The organism is Ottowia beijingensis, from assembly GCF_042680925.1.
In the GTDB taxonomy this organism is placed as follows: Bacteria; Pseudomonadota; Gammaproteobacteria; order Burkholderiales; family Burkholderiaceae_C; genus Ottowia; species Ottowia beijingensis.
Genome location: NZ_JBHUEP010000006.1, coordinates 236,934 through 251,960, shown reverse-complemented (window position 1 = coordinate 251,960; position 15,027 = coordinate 236,934). Strand labels below are relative to the sequence as shown.

11 protein-coding genes are annotated in these 15,027 nt (G+C 69.5%); 2 read left to right on the top strand and 9 right to left on the bottom strand.

Going from position 1 to position 15,027, the window contains the following annotated elements:
- The first annotated feature begins 15 nt into the window (after positions 1-15).
- Positions 16-1,848: an ABC transporter ATP-binding protein/permease gene (locus tag ACFSCU_RS08345; RefSeq protein ID WP_377560409.1), complete on the top strand. Its 1,833-nt coding sequence runs from the start codon at positions 16-18 to the stop codon at positions 1,846-1,848.
- Positions 1,849-2,068: 220 nt separating this feature from the next.
- Here the strand turns inward: ACFSCU_RS08345 and ACFSCU_RS08340 are convergent, their stop codons facing one another.
- The 7 genes from ACFSCU_RS08340 to ACFSCU_RS08310 all read right to left on the bottom strand — a co-directional run bounded on the left by ACFSCU_RS08340 (position 2,069) and on the right by ACFSCU_RS08310 (position 8,835).
- Positions 2,069-2,593 carry an acyloxyacyl hydrolase gene (locus tag ACFSCU_RS08340; RefSeq protein WP_377560408.1) on the bottom strand — a complete coding sequence of 175 codons (525 nt, stop codon included), beginning with the start codon at positions 2,591-2,593 and terminating at the stop codon, positions 2,069-2,071.
- Between the two features lie 287 nt (positions 2,594-2,880).
- Positions 2,881-3,630 (bottom strand): SDR family NAD(P)-dependent oxidoreductase, encoded by a 750-nt coding sequence (locus ACFSCU_RS08335; protein WP_377560406.1) that lies wholly within the window; start codon positions 3,628-3,630, stop codon positions 2,881-2,883.
- Positions 3,631-3,688: 58 nt separating this feature from the next.
- Complete coding sequence (queC, locus tag ACFSCU_RS08330; protein WP_180549801.1) at positions 3,689-4,432, bottom strand: 7-cyano-7-deazaguanine synthase QueC; 744 nt, start codon at positions 4,430-4,432, stop codon at positions 3,689-3,691.
- An 80-nt stretch (positions 4,433-4,512) separates the two neighbouring features.
- Entirely contained in the window at positions 4,513-5,163 is a 651-nt protein-coding gene (locus ACFSCU_RS08325) for a nitroreductase family protein (RefSeq protein ID WP_377560405.1), read from the bottom strand.
- Positions 5,129-6,469 (bottom strand): NnrS family protein, encoded by a 1,341-nt coding sequence (locus ACFSCU_RS08320; protein WP_377560404.1) that lies wholly within the window; start codon positions 6,467-6,469, stop codon positions 5,129-5,131. Before ACFSCU_RS08320 ends, ACFSCU_RS08325 begins: the two co-directional genes overlap by 35 nt.
- Positions 6,470-6,555: 86 nt before the next feature.
- A complete protein-coding gene (locus tag ACFSCU_RS08315) occupies positions 6,556-7,557 on the bottom strand; it encodes a tripartite tricarboxylate transporter substrate binding protein (protein ID WP_377560403.1) in 1,002 nt (333 codons plus the stop codon).
- Between the two features lie 96 nt (positions 7,558-7,653).
- Positions 7,654-8,835 carry a glycoside hydrolase family 3 N-terminal domain-containing protein gene (locus ACFSCU_RS08310; RefSeq protein WP_377560402.1) on the bottom strand — a complete coding sequence of 394 codons (1,182 nt, stop codon included), beginning with the start codon at positions 8,833-8,835 and terminating at the stop codon, positions 7,654-7,656.
- A 189-nt stretch (positions 8,836-9,024) separates the two neighbouring features.
- Here ACFSCU_RS08310 and ACFSCU_RS08305 point away from each other — a divergent pair, with 189 nt between their 5' ends.
- Positions 9,025-10,359 (top strand): TIGR03862 family flavoprotein, encoded by a 1,335-nt coding sequence (locus tag ACFSCU_RS08305; RefSeq protein ID WP_377560401.1) that lies wholly within the window; start codon positions 9,025-9,027, stop codon positions 10,357-10,359.
- A gap of 21 nt (positions 10,360-10,380) precedes the next feature.
- Here the strand turns inward: ACFSCU_RS08305 and ACFSCU_RS08300 are convergent, their stop codons facing one another.
- Both ACFSCU_RS08300 and ACFSCU_RS08295 read right to left on the bottom strand, forming a co-directional pair.
- Complete coding sequence (locus ACFSCU_RS08300; RefSeq protein ID WP_180549803.1) at positions 10,381-11,112, bottom strand: hypothetical protein; 732 nt, start codon at positions 11,110-11,112, stop codon at positions 10,381-10,383.
- A 114-nt stretch (positions 11,113-11,226) separates the two neighbouring features.
- A complete protein-coding gene (locus ACFSCU_RS08295) occupies positions 11,227-14,853 on the bottom strand; it encodes an LAGLIDADG family homing endonuclease (RefSeq protein ID WP_377560399.1) in 3,627 nt (1,208 codons plus the stop codon).
- Positions 14,854-15,027 lie beyond the last annotated feature (174 nt).

The window sequence follows — 15,027 nt, the reverse complement described above, 5'->3', positions numbered from 1 at the left end:
CAAGAAAGTCCAGTCATGGCCTGGTCCGACAAGCTCGCCCGTTTCGGGAATTTCCTGCGCCAGGTCTGGCACCTGTCCGCGCCCTACTTCCGCTCGTCCGACGAGCGCTGGAAGGCACGCGGCCTGCTGGCGGCCATCGTCGCGCTCAACCTGGGCGCGGTGTACATGCTGGTGCAGATCAACGAGTGGAACCGCGTGTTCTTCGACGCGCTGCAGAACAAGAACCAGGACGTGTTCTGGACCCAGCTGGGCCGCTTCACGTACCTGGCGATGATCTTCATCGTCATCGCCGTCTACCGCTTCTACCTCACGCAGCTGCTGCAGGTGCGCTGGCGCGCCTGGATGACGCGCGACCTGATGCACCGCTGGCTCAGCGGCCATGCCTTCTACCGCATGGAGCTGGCGCGCTACGCCGGCGCGCCCGAGCCCACCACCACCGAAGCCGGCCTGCCCCACCCCGGCCAGCGCGTGCCCGACAACCCCGACCAGCGCCTGCAGGAAGACGTGAACCTGTTCACCAGCCAGACCATCGGCCTGTCGATGGGCTTTCTGAACGCCGTGGTCACGCTGGTCAGCTTCGTCGGCGTGCTGTGGGCGCTGTCGGGCAGCTTCTCGTTCAATTTCAACGGCAGCACCACCACCACCATCCCCGGCTTCATGGTGTGGATGGCGGTGCTGTACTGCACCGTGGGCAGCGTGCTCACGCACTACATCGGCCGCCCCCTGATCGGCCTGAACTTCGAGCAGCAGAAGCGCGAGGCCGACTTTCGCCACCACCTGGTGCGGGTGCGCGAATACAGCGAATCGATCGCGCTCGACCGCGGCGAGCAGGTCGAGGAGCGCAACCTGGACACGCGCTTCACGGCCGTGCTGTCCAACTACCTGCGGCTGATTGCCAAGCAGAAGCAGCTGGTCGGCTTCACCAACCTGTTCGGGCAGGCGGCGGCGGTGTTTCCCTTCATCATCGCGGCGCCGCGCTTTTTCAGCGGCGCCATCCAGCTGGGCCAGCTGATGCAGATTTCGAGCGCCTTCGACCGCGTGCAGGGCGCCCTGTCCTGGTTCGTCGACAACTACGACAGCCTGGCCGCCTGGCGCGCCACCACCGAACGCCTGACCAGCTTCGAAGCCGCGCTTTACAAGCAAAATCAGGCTTCAGCGCCCGTCCAGCAAGCGCCAGCAGCTATCAATTCAGAAGCAATCGAGACGCAGGGCCTGACGCTGCAACTGCCCACCGGCGCCACGCTGGTGCAAGGTGCCACGCTGCGCGCCGCGCCGGGCCAGCACACGCTGGTGCAGGGGCCGTCGGGCAGCGGCAAGAGCACGCTGTTCCGCGCGCTGGCCGGCATCTGGCCCTGGGCGCAAGGCCAGGTGGCGCTGCCGCAGCGCAGCATGTTCATCCCCCAGCGTCCGTACTTTCCGGACGGCGCGCTGCGCGACGCCCTGGCCTACCCCGAGCCGGCCAGCGACTACACCGACGAGCAGCTGAGGACCGCGCTGCAGGACGCGCTGCTGCCCGATCTGGCCAAACGGCTGAATGAGCGCGACAACTGGACGCAGAAGCTGAGCGGCGGCGAGCAGCAACGCCTGGCGATCGCGCGCGTGCTGCTGAAGCAACCGGCCTGGGTGCTGGCCGACGAAGCCACCAGCGCGCTCGACGTGCCGGCCGAGCAAGCCCTGTACACGCGGCTGAAGGCCATGACCGAGCGCGCCGGCGGCGCCCTGCTGTCGATCGCCCACCGGCCCAGCGTGGCGGCCTTTCATGCGCAGCGCTGGCAGCTGGAGCCCGCTGCGCCCGACGGCGCCGCGCGCTATCGCTTCAGCACCGGGTCGCTGGCCACGCCAGCTTGAATCAGAGGAAAACGGTGCAGTCGCGTGCGGACACTGCGCAATCAGCTATCCATGGCGCTGCCGCACCACCCGCGGCGCATGAAACGAAAGAGCCGAGAGGCCGCGGAGCAGGCCGGGCCAGCGACAGCCGTGCCCGGACCTGCGCCGGGCACTGGCTGTGTCCCCCCTCCCGCAGGAGAGGGGGGAAGACGCCGCAGGCGGCTCAGGGGGGTGTTTCACTTCAGAAGCGGTGCGTGTAGTACAGCAGCACGAAATCCATGCCCGGGTTCGGCTTCTTGATGCCGGCGTTGGAGATGTGCTGGTAGCGCACGCCCAGCGTCGAACGCGCGTCGCGCCCCCACTGCACGCCCAGCCCCAGCTGGTCGCTGAACTGGAAGGCGGTGCTGAGCGTGCGGGTGGGCGAAATGCGGGTGTGCGACAGCAGGCGCACGCCGATCGAGGCTTCGACAAAGAAGGCGATGGTGCCGCCCGAGAACGGACGCTCGATCCGGAACACGGGGGAATAGCCGAATTCGATCAGGTCGCTGGCCTTGGGCACGTCCCAGGCGGACAGTTCGACCTCGTGCCGCAGCTTCAGGCGCCACTGCTGGCCCTGCCACAGCGGCTCGGCCCGCGTCCAGCCGGCGATGACGCCCAGCTTCTTGACGTCGCCCTTCTTCGCCTCGCCGCCGGTCAGCGTCCAGTCGACGCCTTGGGCCGCGGCGCCGCCGACGGCGCCAGCCCCCAGGGCCAGGGCCAGGGCCACTTGGACAAAGTGCCTGCTCGCCGGCAACGCGACCGGTACGGAAGAACGGAAGCGCGGGCCATGACCAGGCGCGCGGTGCGAATAAGAGCGCATATTGTGTTTGCGTTGTAGTGGTGGATCGTCGGCCGGCGGCTCCCTCGCCGCCTTGTGCCCCGACCAATGAAGCCTTGCCCGGTGCACGGCCAGCATGATGGCATTTTTCACCCGCCGCGTCTGTCGGGCAATGACCACATGCGCGCGCAGCATTGGCCACGCACGTGCGCAGCCCGGCCGGCGCCGCAGGGCGATCAGGACTTGCCGGCCGCGTATCCGCCATCCACCAGCAGGTAGGCCCCGGTGACGAAGCTGGCCTCGTCGCTGCCCAGGAACAGCACGGCGTTGGCCACTTCTTCGTCGCGGCCCAGGCGACCGATGGGGTGCAGCCGGATCAGGGCCTGGCGCATCTCGTCCGGAAAATCCTTGAGCAGCGGCGTGTCGATGTAGCCGGGGCCGATGGAGTTGACACGCACGCCGCGCGGCGCCGCCTCGATGGCCAGCGTGCGCGTCATGTTAACCACGCCGCCCTTGGCCGCCGAATAGGCCACGGTGCCGCTCTGCCCCAGCGCGCCCAGGATCGACGCGCAGTTGATGATGCTGCCCGAGCCCTGGCGGTACATCTGTCGCAGCGCCGCGCGCGCGGTGCGGAACACGCCGTTCAGGTTGATGTCGATGGTGCGCAGGTAATCAGCGTCGGTGGTGTCGGCGGCATCGCCCGTGCCGCCGATGCCGGCGTTGGCGAACACGATGTCCACGCTGCCCCACTGTTCGACCGTGTTCGCCACCAGCGCATCGACCTGCTCGGTCGAGGTCACGTCGCAGGGCATGAACAGGCAGCGTGCGCCCATGGCGTCGAGCGCCTGGGCGCGCGCGGCGCCATCGCTGCCGGCCAGGTCGGACAGCACCACCTTGGCGCCCTCCTTCAGGCAGCGCTCCACCGTGGCCAGGCCGATGCCGCTGGCACCGCCGGTGACGATCATGGTCTTGCCTTGCAGTCGCATGGGTGTTCTCCTTTCGGTCAAAACGGCCAGCATAGCGCGCCGCCGAGACAGCGTGATTTCAATCGGATGACGGCGCCGCGCGCGATGGCCGCCAGCGCGCCCAGCCCTGCGCGCGCAGCTGGCACGCGGGGCAGGTGCCGCAGCCGTAGCCCCAGGCGTGGCGCCGGCTGCGGTCGCCGGTGTAGCAGGTGTGCGAGTGCTCCACGATCAGCTCGACCAGCGCATCGCCGCCGCCAGCCGCATCGCCCTGCTGGCCCAGGTCGTGCGCCAGCTGCCAGGTGGCGGCCTTGTCGATCCACATCAGTGGGGTGTCGACCAGGAAGCGCCGGTCCATGCCCAGCGACAGCGCGATCTGCATGGCCTTCATGGTGTCGTCGCGGCAGTCGGGGTAGCCGGAATAGTCGGTCTCGCACACGCCGGTGACCAGCGCCTGCAGGCCGCGCCGATAGGCCAGCGCGCCAGCGAAGGTCAGGAACACCAGGTTGCGGCCCGGCACGAAGGTGTTGGGCAGGCCGCTGCGCTCCAGCTCGATCGCCATGTCGCGCGTGAGCGAGGTCTCGCTGACCTGGCCCAGCACAGCCATGTCGATCACGTGGTCCTCGCCCAGGCGCTGGCGCCAGGCCGGAAAGCGCGCCCGCAGTGCGCGCAGCACCACCTGGCGCTGCTGCAGCTCGACGTGGTGGCGCTGGCCGTAGTCGAAGCCGATGGTCTCGACGCGCTGGTAGCGCGTCAGCGCGTGGGCCAGGCAGGTGGTCGAATCCTGCCCGCCAGAGAACAGCACGAGGGCGCTGGGGTGTGTCATGGATGCACGATGGTTTTATGAACAAAAACAGGCTTCAGCGCTTGTCTGACGGGCGCTGAAAGCTACTTTAATGATAGCAATCAACGATCCGGCAACGTGCTGACGTACTGCGCCGCCTGGGGCCGCAGGCGCACCGGCCTGGCCTTGACCACCGTGCCGATGTTGACGAAGCACAGCGCCTGCTCGTCGGGCTGCAGGCCGAACAGCGTGCGCAGCGGCGCCGACTGCAGCGCCTTGCCGCTGGTCAGCGCACCGCCAAAGCCCTGCGCGTGTGCCATCAGCAGCATGTTCTGCACCGCGCAGCCGGCCGAGACGATGCGCTCGTGCGGTTCGATCTCGGCATCGTCGTCGCGCAGGCGCACCACCGCCAGCAGCAGCAGGGGCGAGCGGTAGGCCTTCTCGCGCGCCTGCGCCACCTGCTGCGGCGTGGCGCTGGCGTCGCGTTCGAGCAGCGCCGTGGCGAACACCTCGGCCAGGCGATCGCGCGCCCCGGCCGGCACCAGCACGAAGCGCCAGGGCAGCAGCTCGTGGTGATCGGGCGCGCTGGCCGCCGCGCCCAGGATGGCCTGCAGCTGCGCGGCATCGGGGCCGGGCTCGGCCAGCCGCTTGGGCAAGATGGTCTGGCGCGTGTGGATCAGGGCGTGGGCCAGTTCCACCACCTCGGGCGGACGGGGGTGGCCCAGGGCGGGGGGGTTGTCAGCCGGCTTTGCCGTCGATGCGGGGTCTTCCATACCAGTTAGCGTAACGCAGCGCCCACGCGGTGAGAATCGCGGTCCACAGCAGTGCGGCCAGCGCCGTCAGCCACATGGGCATGCCCTGCACCGCCGCCAGCAGGCGCACGCCGACGGCCACCTGCAGCAGCCAGAACATGGCCCACACCGGGTTGTCGGCCACCAGCGCGCGCCCGCTGTGGCCGCACGACACGCGTGTGACCATGGCCACCATGATCGAGCCCAGGAAGCCCATCGACAGCGCATGCAGCGCGCCCAGCCCCAGCACCGGCTGCCCCGTGGCCAGCCACAGCGCCTGCGATGCCGCGCTGTACAACAGCGCCAGCCCCAGCCACACGAAGCCCACGTGCAGCATCGCCAGCAGGCGGATCTTCAGGCTCTGCACCAGGCCCCACACCACCGCCAGCCACAGCAGCACGCCGCCGGCAGCCAGCTCGACGGCGATGGCGAGCACCGTCCACGCCGGCCAGGCCTGCTGCGAGGGCGCGAAGAAGTCGACCCACAGCGCCAACACCTCGAACGCCGCCACGCCCAGCATCAGCCGCAGCACCCAGAACGGCCGCCACAGCTCGATCAGCGGCAGCACGTTGGAGGTGAAGAACGGAATCATGCGGTGCGCCACGCTGACGTACACCACCACGATGAAGCCCCACAGCGCCGTGCGCACCAGCACCAGGGCCAGCGCGTCGTGGCCGGCCAGCATGGCCAGCCCGGTGCCGGCCAGGCTGAGCACGCCGACGATGCCGCCCACGCCCACCGACTTGGCGTGCATGCGGTCTTCCGCCCGGCTGGCGCGCACCAGCTGCCAATACAGCATGAACATCCACGCCAGCCCCAGCCAGGCCAGCGCCAGCCCGGCCAGGGCCACACCCGCCTGCAGATGCGCGCCCGCCAGCCACAGCAGCCAGCCGCCCGCCTGCAGGAACAGCGGCCACTGCAGGCGCGGCACCGGCAGCGGCTCCACCCGCAGCCAGTTGGGCCCGGCGGTGAACAGAAAGCCGGCAAAGAACAGCGGCATGAAGCCGAACACCATGGCCGCCGCGTGCGTCAGCGTGGGCGACACGGCGTAGCCCAGGCCGAACCAGCCGTGCACGCGGTCTTCCTGCACCAGCAGCCACCAGCCGCTGGCCACCACCAGGATCAGCATGGCCAGCCAGAACGCCAGCCGGTGCGGCGCCACCATCAGCATCCACGGCCGCCACGGCCCAGTCACCGGCGCCGGCTTGCCGCTGCGCGCCGGGGGCACCGGTGGCGCGGTGCGAACGGGAATGGTGCGGGCAGGCTGGGGCGGCGTCGGGTCGGTCATGGCACCCCTTGTACGCCGCAAGGCAAACCCCTGGCCATGACCGGGGTCAAGAGAACCGGGGGCGGCAGCCGCGCGCCAGGGTGGCGTCAGCCGTCGGCCGTCACGCCCGCGGCCTTGATCACCTTGGCCCACTTGGCGGTTTCGGCGTCGATGAAGCGGTTGAAATCCTCCGGCGTGCCGCCGCCGGGAACGGTGCCCATGGCATCCAGCCGGGCCTTGATCTCGTCGCTGGCCACCAGCTTGTTCAGCTCGGCGTTCAGGCGCTGCACGATCTCGCGCGGCGTGCCGGCGGGCGCCAGCACGCCGGCCCAGGTGCTGCCGGTGAAATCCTTGAAGCCCTGCTCGATGAAGGTGGGCGTGTCGGGCAGCGCCGCCAGGCGCTTGTCGCCGGCCACGCCGATCAGGCGCACGCGCCCGGCTTTGCCGGGCTGGATGAGGCCGGTGGCGGCATCGAAGAACAGCGGGATCTGGCCGCCCATCAGGTCGTTCAGCGCCGGTGCCGCGCCGCGGTACGGGATGTGCACCATGTGCGTCTTGGTCTGCAGCTTCCACAGCTCGGTCGTCAGGTGCGCCGACGAGCCGTTGCCCGATGAGCCGAAGCTGATCTTGCCCGGGTTGGCGCGCGCGTACTCGATCACCTCCTTGGCCGTCTTGTAGGGCGCGTTGTTGGCCACCGCCGCCACCAGCGGCGACACGCCCAGCAGTGCCACGCCGGTCAGGTCCTTGGCGGGGTGGTAGGGCAGCTTGGGATACAGCGTGGTGTTGGCCGCGTAGGCCGCGATGACGACGCCGAAGGTGTAGCCGTCGGGCGCCGACTTGGCCAGCTGGTCGACCCCCATGATGCTGTTGGCACCCGGTTTGTTCTCGATCACGATGGTCTGGCCCAGCGCCTTCTGCAGGCCCGGCTGCACCAGCCGCGCCATCTGGTCGGTGAAGCCGCCCGGCGTGTAGGGCACGATGATGCGGATCGGCTTGGACGGCCAGGCGGCCTGGGCCCAGGCCGGTGCCGCAAGCGTGGCCGCGCCGGCGGCCAGGGCCAGGTTGAGGCGGCGGCGGTTCAGGTTGGGGGCAGGCAAGTGCGGGCTCATCGATGTCTCCAGTCGGGTTCAGGTCGCGCCATTGTGGGCGGGCTGCCCCGCCTTGTCCGCCCCCTGGCGACACCGCGCACCGCGTGCGCTGTACCCCTAATCGCCCCCTGGCAGGTTGCCGGCCAGCGGCGGCGCCGGGTGCAGGCGCGCGCGCAGCCGCGCCAGGCGCTGCCACGAAGCCTCGATCTGCTGCGGCGTGAGTTCACCGCGCGCAATCGCATCCTGCACCAGCGCCGCCACGTGGGTGCCCATGTCGTAGCGCGGCGCGAAGCCCGGCACCTCGCGCGCGGCCACCGCGCTGTTGGAATACACCAGCAAATCGTTGCCAGCCTGGATGGCGCGCACCAGCGCCTCGCGCTCGCCGTGGTACTTCTGGATCGCGCCCATGTGCATATCGTCCGTCACCACCACGCCGCCGAAATGCAATCGCTCGCGCAGGTGCGGGCCGATCATCTTCTGCGACAGCGTGATCGGCCAGTCGGGGTCGATCCGGCGGTTGACCAGGTGCGCCGTCAGCACCGCGTCGGCCAGCCCGGCGCGGATGAGGTGGCGGAACGGGCGCAGCTCCATCGACTGCGCGGTGCCGGTCACGTCGACCAGGCCCAGGTGGCTGTCGTCGTGCGCCAGGCCGTGGCCGGGGTAGTGCTTAAGCGCCGTGAGCAGCCCTTCGTCGTGGTGCGCGCGGATGAAGGCGGTGGCGTAGCGCTCGGCCACCGCGGGCTCGTCGGCAAAACTGCGTCCCAGCACACCGATGACCGCCGACGCCGGCTGGTGCGTCTCGTCGTGCGGATCGCAGCGCAGGTCGACCACCGGGCCCAGGTTGAAGTTGAAACCCGCGTCCTTCACCATCGACGCCATGTGCCGGTAGGTGGCATAGGCCTGCTCGGGCGTCTGGCTGGCCGCCACCTGTTCGGGCGCCGGCGTGTCCTCGAAGCCGTTGCTGGCGCGCAGCCGCTGCACCAGGCCGCCCTCCTGGTCGAGCGCGATCAGCAGCGGCAGCGACGGCAGCGGGTTGGCCGCCTGCAGCGCCGCGTTCAGCGCCTGCACCTGCCCGGGGCTGGTGATGTTGTTGCGAAACAGGATCACGCCACCCAGTTGCCCGGCGCGGATCTGCGCCAGCGCCTGCTGCACGGCGGGCGACGCCGCATCGGTGCCGTCGATGCCCATCATCACCATCTGGCCGGCCTTCTGCGTCAACGTCAACGGCGGCTGGCCGGGCCAGGTCTGGCAGCCGGCCAGCGCGAGGCCCGCCAGGCCCAGGGCAAGGATCTTCGCCACGCGGGGCAGGCTTGGCGACGGCCACGAACGCATCATTTTCGACAGGGTCATCCGGTCATTCTGCGCGGCGCCCATCGCGCGCCGCTTGCGCCTGGTCAGCCCGCCGGCACGGGCGGTTACCATGGCCCGCCGCCGCCCCTGCCCCTGGATTGATCCGTGTCCCCAGCGCCTGAACCCCTGCCCCCTGCCGTGCCAATCAACCCCGTCCTGGCGGTCGACGTGGCCATCATCGGCGCCGGCCCGGCGGGCCTGATGGCGGCCGAGGTGCTGTCGGCCGCCGGCGTGGCCGTGCACGTGTTCGACGCCATGCCCTCGGTCGGCCGCAAGTTCCTGCTGGCCGGCAAGGGCGGGCTGAACCTGACGCACGCCGAACCCTTCGACCGCTTCGTCACCCGCTACGGCGCGGCGCAGGGCCGCGTCGAGCCCTGGCTGCGCGACTGGGGCCCGCAGCAGGTGCGCGACTGGGCGGCCGGGCTGGGCATCGACACCTTCGTCGGCACCTCGCAGCGCGTGTTCCCGGCCGGGATGAAGGCCGCGCCGCTGCTGCGCGCCTGGCTGCAGCGCCTGCGCCACCCGGCTGCGGGCGGCGCGCCGGTGTGCTTTCACATGCGGCATCGGTGGGTGGGCTGGGCCCCGCCGCCGGATACTACTGAAAACATAGCTGCCAGCGCCCGCCCCACAAGCGCTGAAGGCCTTTTTGGCTTTGAATCGCCCACTGGCGCTGTGACGGTACAGGTACGTGCCGCCGTGCTGGCGCTGGGCGGTGCCAGCTGGCCGCGCCTGGGTTCGGACGGCGCCTGGCAGGCCTGGCTGGCGGCACGCGGCGTTCAGGTGGCGCCGCTGGTGGCCGCCAACAGCGGCTTCGACGTGGTGGGGCGCGGCGGCGCGGGCTGGTCCGACTTCTTCCGCCAGCGCTTTGCCGGCCAGCCCTTCAAGTCGGTCGCCCTCACCGTGCGCGATGCATGCGGCGCTACGCTGTTCCAGCGCCCCGGCGAATTCGTCGCCACCGACACCGGCATCGAAGGCAGCCTGGTCTACGCCGCCAGCGCCCTGCTGCGCGAGCAGATCGCCGCACAGGGCCGCACCACCGTCTGGCTCGACCTGCTGCCGGCGCGCTCACCGCAGCAGGTGCTGGTGGCGCTGAAGGCGCCCCGCGGCACGCAAAGCCTGTCGAACCACCTGCGCCGCCAGCTGGGGCTGGACGGCATCAAGACGGCCTTGCTGAACGAACTGCTGCCGCGCGAAACGCTACAAAATCCTGAGCTGCTTGCGCCGATCCTGAAAGCGCTGCCGCTCGATTTGCATCGCACCCGCCCGGTGGCCGAAGCCATCAGCAGCGCCGGCGGCGTGCGCCTTGACGAGCTGGACGACGACCTGCAACTGCGCCGTCTGCCCGGCGTGTTCTGCGCCGGCGAGATGCTGGACTGGGAAGCCCCGACCGGGGGCTACCTGCTCACGGCGTGCCTCGCCAGTGGCGTGCGCGCCGGGCGCGGCGTGCGGCAGTGGCTAAAGGGCGGCAGCTGAAGCCGACTGGCGGCGCGTGCTTCAGCCGCGCGAGAAGCGGCGACGCGCCAGCCAGCCCACGCCCAACGCCGCCAGCAGCAGTGCCCAGGGCGCATTGGCCGGCACCGCGACCGGCGCCGGAGGCACTGCCGGGCACGGGGTCAGGCTGACCACGGCGTTGTCGAAGTTGGTCGGGTTGGTGAAGGTGCTGACGTAGCTGTAGTCGCCCGGCGCCAGGGCCACCGTGCCGCTGAGAGTGGTCCACCCCTGGTAGCTGGCACCGGTGGCGGACTGGCTGGCCATGACGGCACCACCCACGCCAGTACCCTGCACGATCTGGATCGTGCCGGTGCCGGCGGCGCCACCGTCGCGGCCCGAGAAGGCGCCGGAGTATTGCGCGGTGCGCGGCACCGTGCTGCCCGGACAGGCAGCGACGGTGAAACCCTGGTAGACCACGCCATCGGCCAGCAGATCCAGGTAATGCTGCCGCGTGCCGGCGGGCGTGCCCTCGGCGTCGGTGGCGGGGCCGCTGTTGCCGTAATTGCAGGTGACGTTGCCGTCCACCGCCACGAGGTTGGTGGAGTTGCCGCTGGTCATCACCCACGGCGAGATCGGATAGCCGCCCGCAGGCCATGGCGGCACCGTGTAGTTGTTGCCGCACGTGGTCGGCGGCGTGGCGGCAAGCACCTCGAAACCGCCGTTGACCAGCAGGTTGGCCGGCGGCGTCTGGGCCAGCGCCGGGGCCGCCAGCGCGGCCAGGCCGAGGGCGTGCATCAGCGCAAGGCATGTGCGCAGTGCGCCACGCGCGGTGGCTGTGCTTTCATTCGGCCGCATGTTCATTTCCCACCTGACCAAGAATTACCCTCCTCGAAGGAAGGGCCAGCGATTTTAGCCGCAGCTCCCCATGTACCCGCACTGCGTGCAATAGTCGCACCCATCCTTGCGAATCATGGCGTGGGCGCCGCACTCGGGGCATTTCTTGCCGGCCATGACCGTGGTGGACACCATGGCGGCGGGCTCCACCCGGGGCTCCACGGCGGGCAGTTCGTCCGGGTCGAACAGCGAGCCCTGCGCCGCCAGCGCGCGCTGGGCGATCAGGTTCTCGATGGCGTAGCCGATCGCCGCCACTTCGCTGTCGTGCCAGCGGGGCACGTGCGTGCCGTCGGCCTTCTCGTAAGTGCCCAGGCGCACCGGGCCGCGGTCCCAGGTGACCTTGCGCATGTCGGACAGCGCGCGATCGAGGAAGCCGCCGCGCGCCGCCAGGCTGAGCATGCGCATGGTGGCGGTGATCCACTGCTGCGACTCGCCGCTCTGGCCCACGGGCATGAAGAACTCGATGGCGCGCTCGACTTCGCCCTTGCCGTCGGCCGTGGGCACGGCCAGAAAGGAGACGATCAGGTACAGGCGCTGCTGGCCTTCGTGCGTCCAGTACTCAATCTTCTCGGTGACGGAAGGCAGGCCGCCCGAGGGGCGCTTCTCGATCACCGTGCGCATCGGGTCGTAGGCCACGGGCGGCATCATGGGGGCACCCGCCGGCGGCTGCGGTGCCGGCTCTTCCTTCTTGGCCGGCGTGGTTTCCAGCACGGCACCCAGGATGCTGTTGGGGCGGTAGGTGGCCAGGCCCTTCAGGCCGGCTTCCCAGGCCTGGCGATACAGGTTCTTGAAATCCTCGTAGGGGTAGTCTTCGGGGATGTTGACCGTCTTGCTGATGCTGGTGTCCACGTAGGGCTGCACGGCCTGCATCATGGCCACGTGCTCCTGCGCGGTCATCTCCAGCGCGTTGACGAAATACTCGGGCAGCGACGCCGCGTTGTCCGGCGTCACCTGGCTGTCGATCAGCGAGCGGTACAGACGGAAGGCGTGGTCTTCCACCGTGTAGGCGCTCTTGCTGCCGTCGGCCTCGCGCTTGTTGCGCTGGTAGCCCCAGCTGAACGCCGGCTCGATGCCATTGCTGGCGTTGTCGGCAAAGGCCAGGCTGACGGTGCCCGTGGGCGCGATCGACAGCAGGTGGCTGTTACGGATGCCGTGCTGGCGGATGTCGGCCTGGATGTCGGCTGGCAGGCGGCTGGCGAAGGTGCCCTTGGCCAGGTAACCGTCGGCCTTGAACTTCGGGAAGGCGCCCTTTTCCTTGGCCAGTTCCACCGAGGCGCGGTAGGCGGCGTCGCGCATGCGGCGCGCGATCTGCGTTGCCATGTCGCGGCCCTCGGCGCGGTCGTAGCGCAGCTTGAGCATGGTCAGCGCGTTGCCCAGGCCGGTGAAGCCGACGCCGATGCGGCGCTTGGCCGCGCTTTCAGCGCGCTGCTGCTCCAGCGGCCAGAAGGTGACGTCGAGCACGTTGTCGAGCGCGCGCACCTGGGTGGCGACGACCTGCTCGAAGGCGTCGAAATCGAACGTTGCATCCCCGCCGGCACCGAACGGGTGGCGCACGAAGTTGGTCAGGATGATGGGCCCCAGATCGCAGCAGCCGTAGGGCGGCAGCGGCTGCTCGCCGCAGTTGTGGACGTACAGACCATTGGCATCGAAAGCATGGACTTCGGCCACGGTCACGTCGTATACGTCTTCGTAGCCATCGGGTGTCAGCCCTTCGACAGTGGCGACGAACCGTTCACGATTCAGCCGGCGCTGGTATCCGCGCAGCGCGCGCTCAAGGGCATCGGCTTTCGCCTCGTCGGAAAAGCCGACGCGCTCAGCAAACTCCGCCAGGTTGTCACCGCTGATGACCAGCTCATGCTGCGCCGCCACGACGTAGAGCCCCTGGCTGCCTTGCCCGTTGGGAAGCATGCGGGTGCCACTCGGGCGACGCTGGTCATGGAGCTTGCTGGCGATGCCCATGCGCAGCAGCATCCGTTGAACCGCTTGCAAATTGGCCAGGTCGCTCTGCGCCAGACGCACGCTGACGCCCTTGCTCTGCGTGCCCTGCACCGAACCGTCGCTGTCGAACAGGCCACGCAGCAATCCGGCATGAAACGCGCTGCTGGTGCACTCCAGCGCCGGCGTCAGCCCTTTCGCGCCCGGCGCCATGCCGTAGCGCACTGCCAAATCGCGCAGGGGCGCCGATGCCATGCGCACTTCGCCACGGTCGGCCAACGGGCGCTGCCATCCGGCGAAGTCCACCCGGTGCGGCAAGGTCTGGGCAGCGGCCAGGGCAGCAACCATCACGCCCGTGGGCGTCGGTGACGAGGCGCCATTGGCGACGGACTTAAAGCGTTCGTCCCATACGGACAGAACCGCCCTGTCAGCCTTCAGAACGCCGTCGCCGACCAGCAGGCCCAGCAGGTAACCTTCGGCCTCTGTGCCTTCGCCGTCCCAGCCATCCATCGTTCGATGGTTGTGGAGCGCCACTTCGTCACCAGGCTGAAGATCCTGCGCCTGCACCCACTCGGTGCGCATGATGTAGCGCGTGCGCGTGGCTACGCGGCGAACCTTGTGGTCGCAGGTCAGGCGCATGGCATGGCCTTCGACCGTGCGCAGTTCCAGCACAGGCCTGTGACCCGTGCGGAAGAAGCCTCGGCTCAGCACCGGATAGGCGGCCCCGTCCACGACGGCCTCGAAGGTTTTGCCAATCAGTTGCGCGACCTGGGCCGGCCCTTCCGATGTCATCACCCAGGTGTCGGCCGTCACGCAAGGGTTGGTGGCTTCGATCTTCTCGGTGTAGTTGAGGTTGTTGTCGCGGCCGATCTGGTCGAGGAACAGGATGCCCGGCTCGGCGAAGTCGTAGGTCGACTTCATGATGGTGTCCCACAGCTCGCGCGCGGGCAGCTTGCGGTACACCCACTGGCCGTCGGCGCGCTGGTAGGCGCCCTTGTCCATCACCTTGGGGCCGGGCATGGCCTTGTGCACCAGTTCCCAGTCGCTGCCGTCGGCCACGGCCTGCATGAAGGCATCGCTGACGCCGACCGAGACGTTGAAGTTGTTCCAGCGCCCCGGCGTGCGCTTGGCGGTGATGAACTCCAGCACGTCCGGGTGGTCGATGCGCAGCACGCCCATCTGCGCGCCGCGGCGTGCGCCGGCGCTTTCCACCGTGGAGCAGCTCTGGTCGAACACGTTCATGTAGCTGCACGGCCCGCTGGCCATGCTGGCGGTGCCTTTCACATACGCGCCCTTGGGGCGGATGCGGCTGAAGTCGTAGCCCACGCCGCCGCCGCGGCGCATGGTCTCGGCGGCCTCGCGCAGCGCCTCGTAGATGCCCGGATAGCCCTCGTCGTCGTGGCCCTGGATGGCGTCGCCCACCGGCTGCACGAAACAGTTGATCAGCGTGGCCTGGATGTCGGTGCCCGCCGCGCTCATGATGCGGCCGGCGCCGATGGCGCCGGCATACAGGTTGGCGAGGAACTTGCGCTCCCACTCGGCGCGCAGCTCGGGCTTCTCGACGCTGGCCAGCGCGCGCGCCACGCGGCCGTAGAGCTGGTCCAGGCTGGTTTCGCCGGGCTTGAAGTACTTCTCGGCCAGCACGTCGCGGCTGATGGGCTGCACGTCCAGCTGGTGCTCGGTGGCGGGCAGGGAATCGCGTTTCATGTTGTCTCTCCGGGGTCGATACACGGCCTGCCGGCGCGTGATCGTGCACCGGGCAGCCAAGCCCCTCATTCTTGCACCTGGCGACTTCGGCATGCGGGATGTTGGTGTGATAGCTGCCTGCGGCTGCTATCGAACCAGAAGCGTGCAGCGCTTTAAACATGGGTTCCCGATGCA

Excerpts from the sequence above, each read along its gene's own strand:
- ACFSCU_RS08345 (WP_377560409.1), top strand. The coding sequence starts at position 16 with ATGGCCTGGTCCGACAAGCTCGCCCGTTTCGGGAATTTCCTGCGCCAG.
- ACFSCU_RS08335 (WP_377560406.1), bottom strand. The coding sequence starts at position 3,630 with ATGCGACTGCAAGGCAAGACCATGATCGTCACCGGCGGTGCCAGCGGC.
- queC (WP_180549801.1), bottom strand. The coding sequence starts at position 4,432 with ATGACACACCCCAGCGCCCTCGTGCTGTTCTCTGGCGGGCAGGATTCG.
- ACFSCU_RS08325 (WP_377560405.1), bottom strand. The coding sequence starts at position 5,163 with ATGGAAGACCCCGCATCGACGGCAAAGCCGGCTGACAACCCCCCCGCC.
- ACFSCU_RS08320 (WP_377560404.1), bottom strand. The coding sequence starts at position 6,469 with ATGACCGACCCGACGCCGCCCCAGCCTGCCCGCACCATTCCCGTTCGC.
- ACFSCU_RS08315 (WP_377560403.1), bottom strand. The coding sequence starts at position 7,557 with ATGAGCCCGCACTTGCCTGCCCCCAACCTGAACCGCCGCCGCCTCAAC.
- ACFSCU_RS08300 (WP_180549803.1), bottom strand. The coding sequence starts at position 11,112 with ATGCACGCCCTCGGCCTGGCCGCGCTGGCGGCCCCGGCGCTGGCCCAG.
- ACFSCU_RS08295 (WP_377560399.1), bottom strand. The coding sequence starts at position 14,853 with ATGAAACGCGATTCCCTGCCCGCCACCGAGCACCAGCTGGACGTGCAG.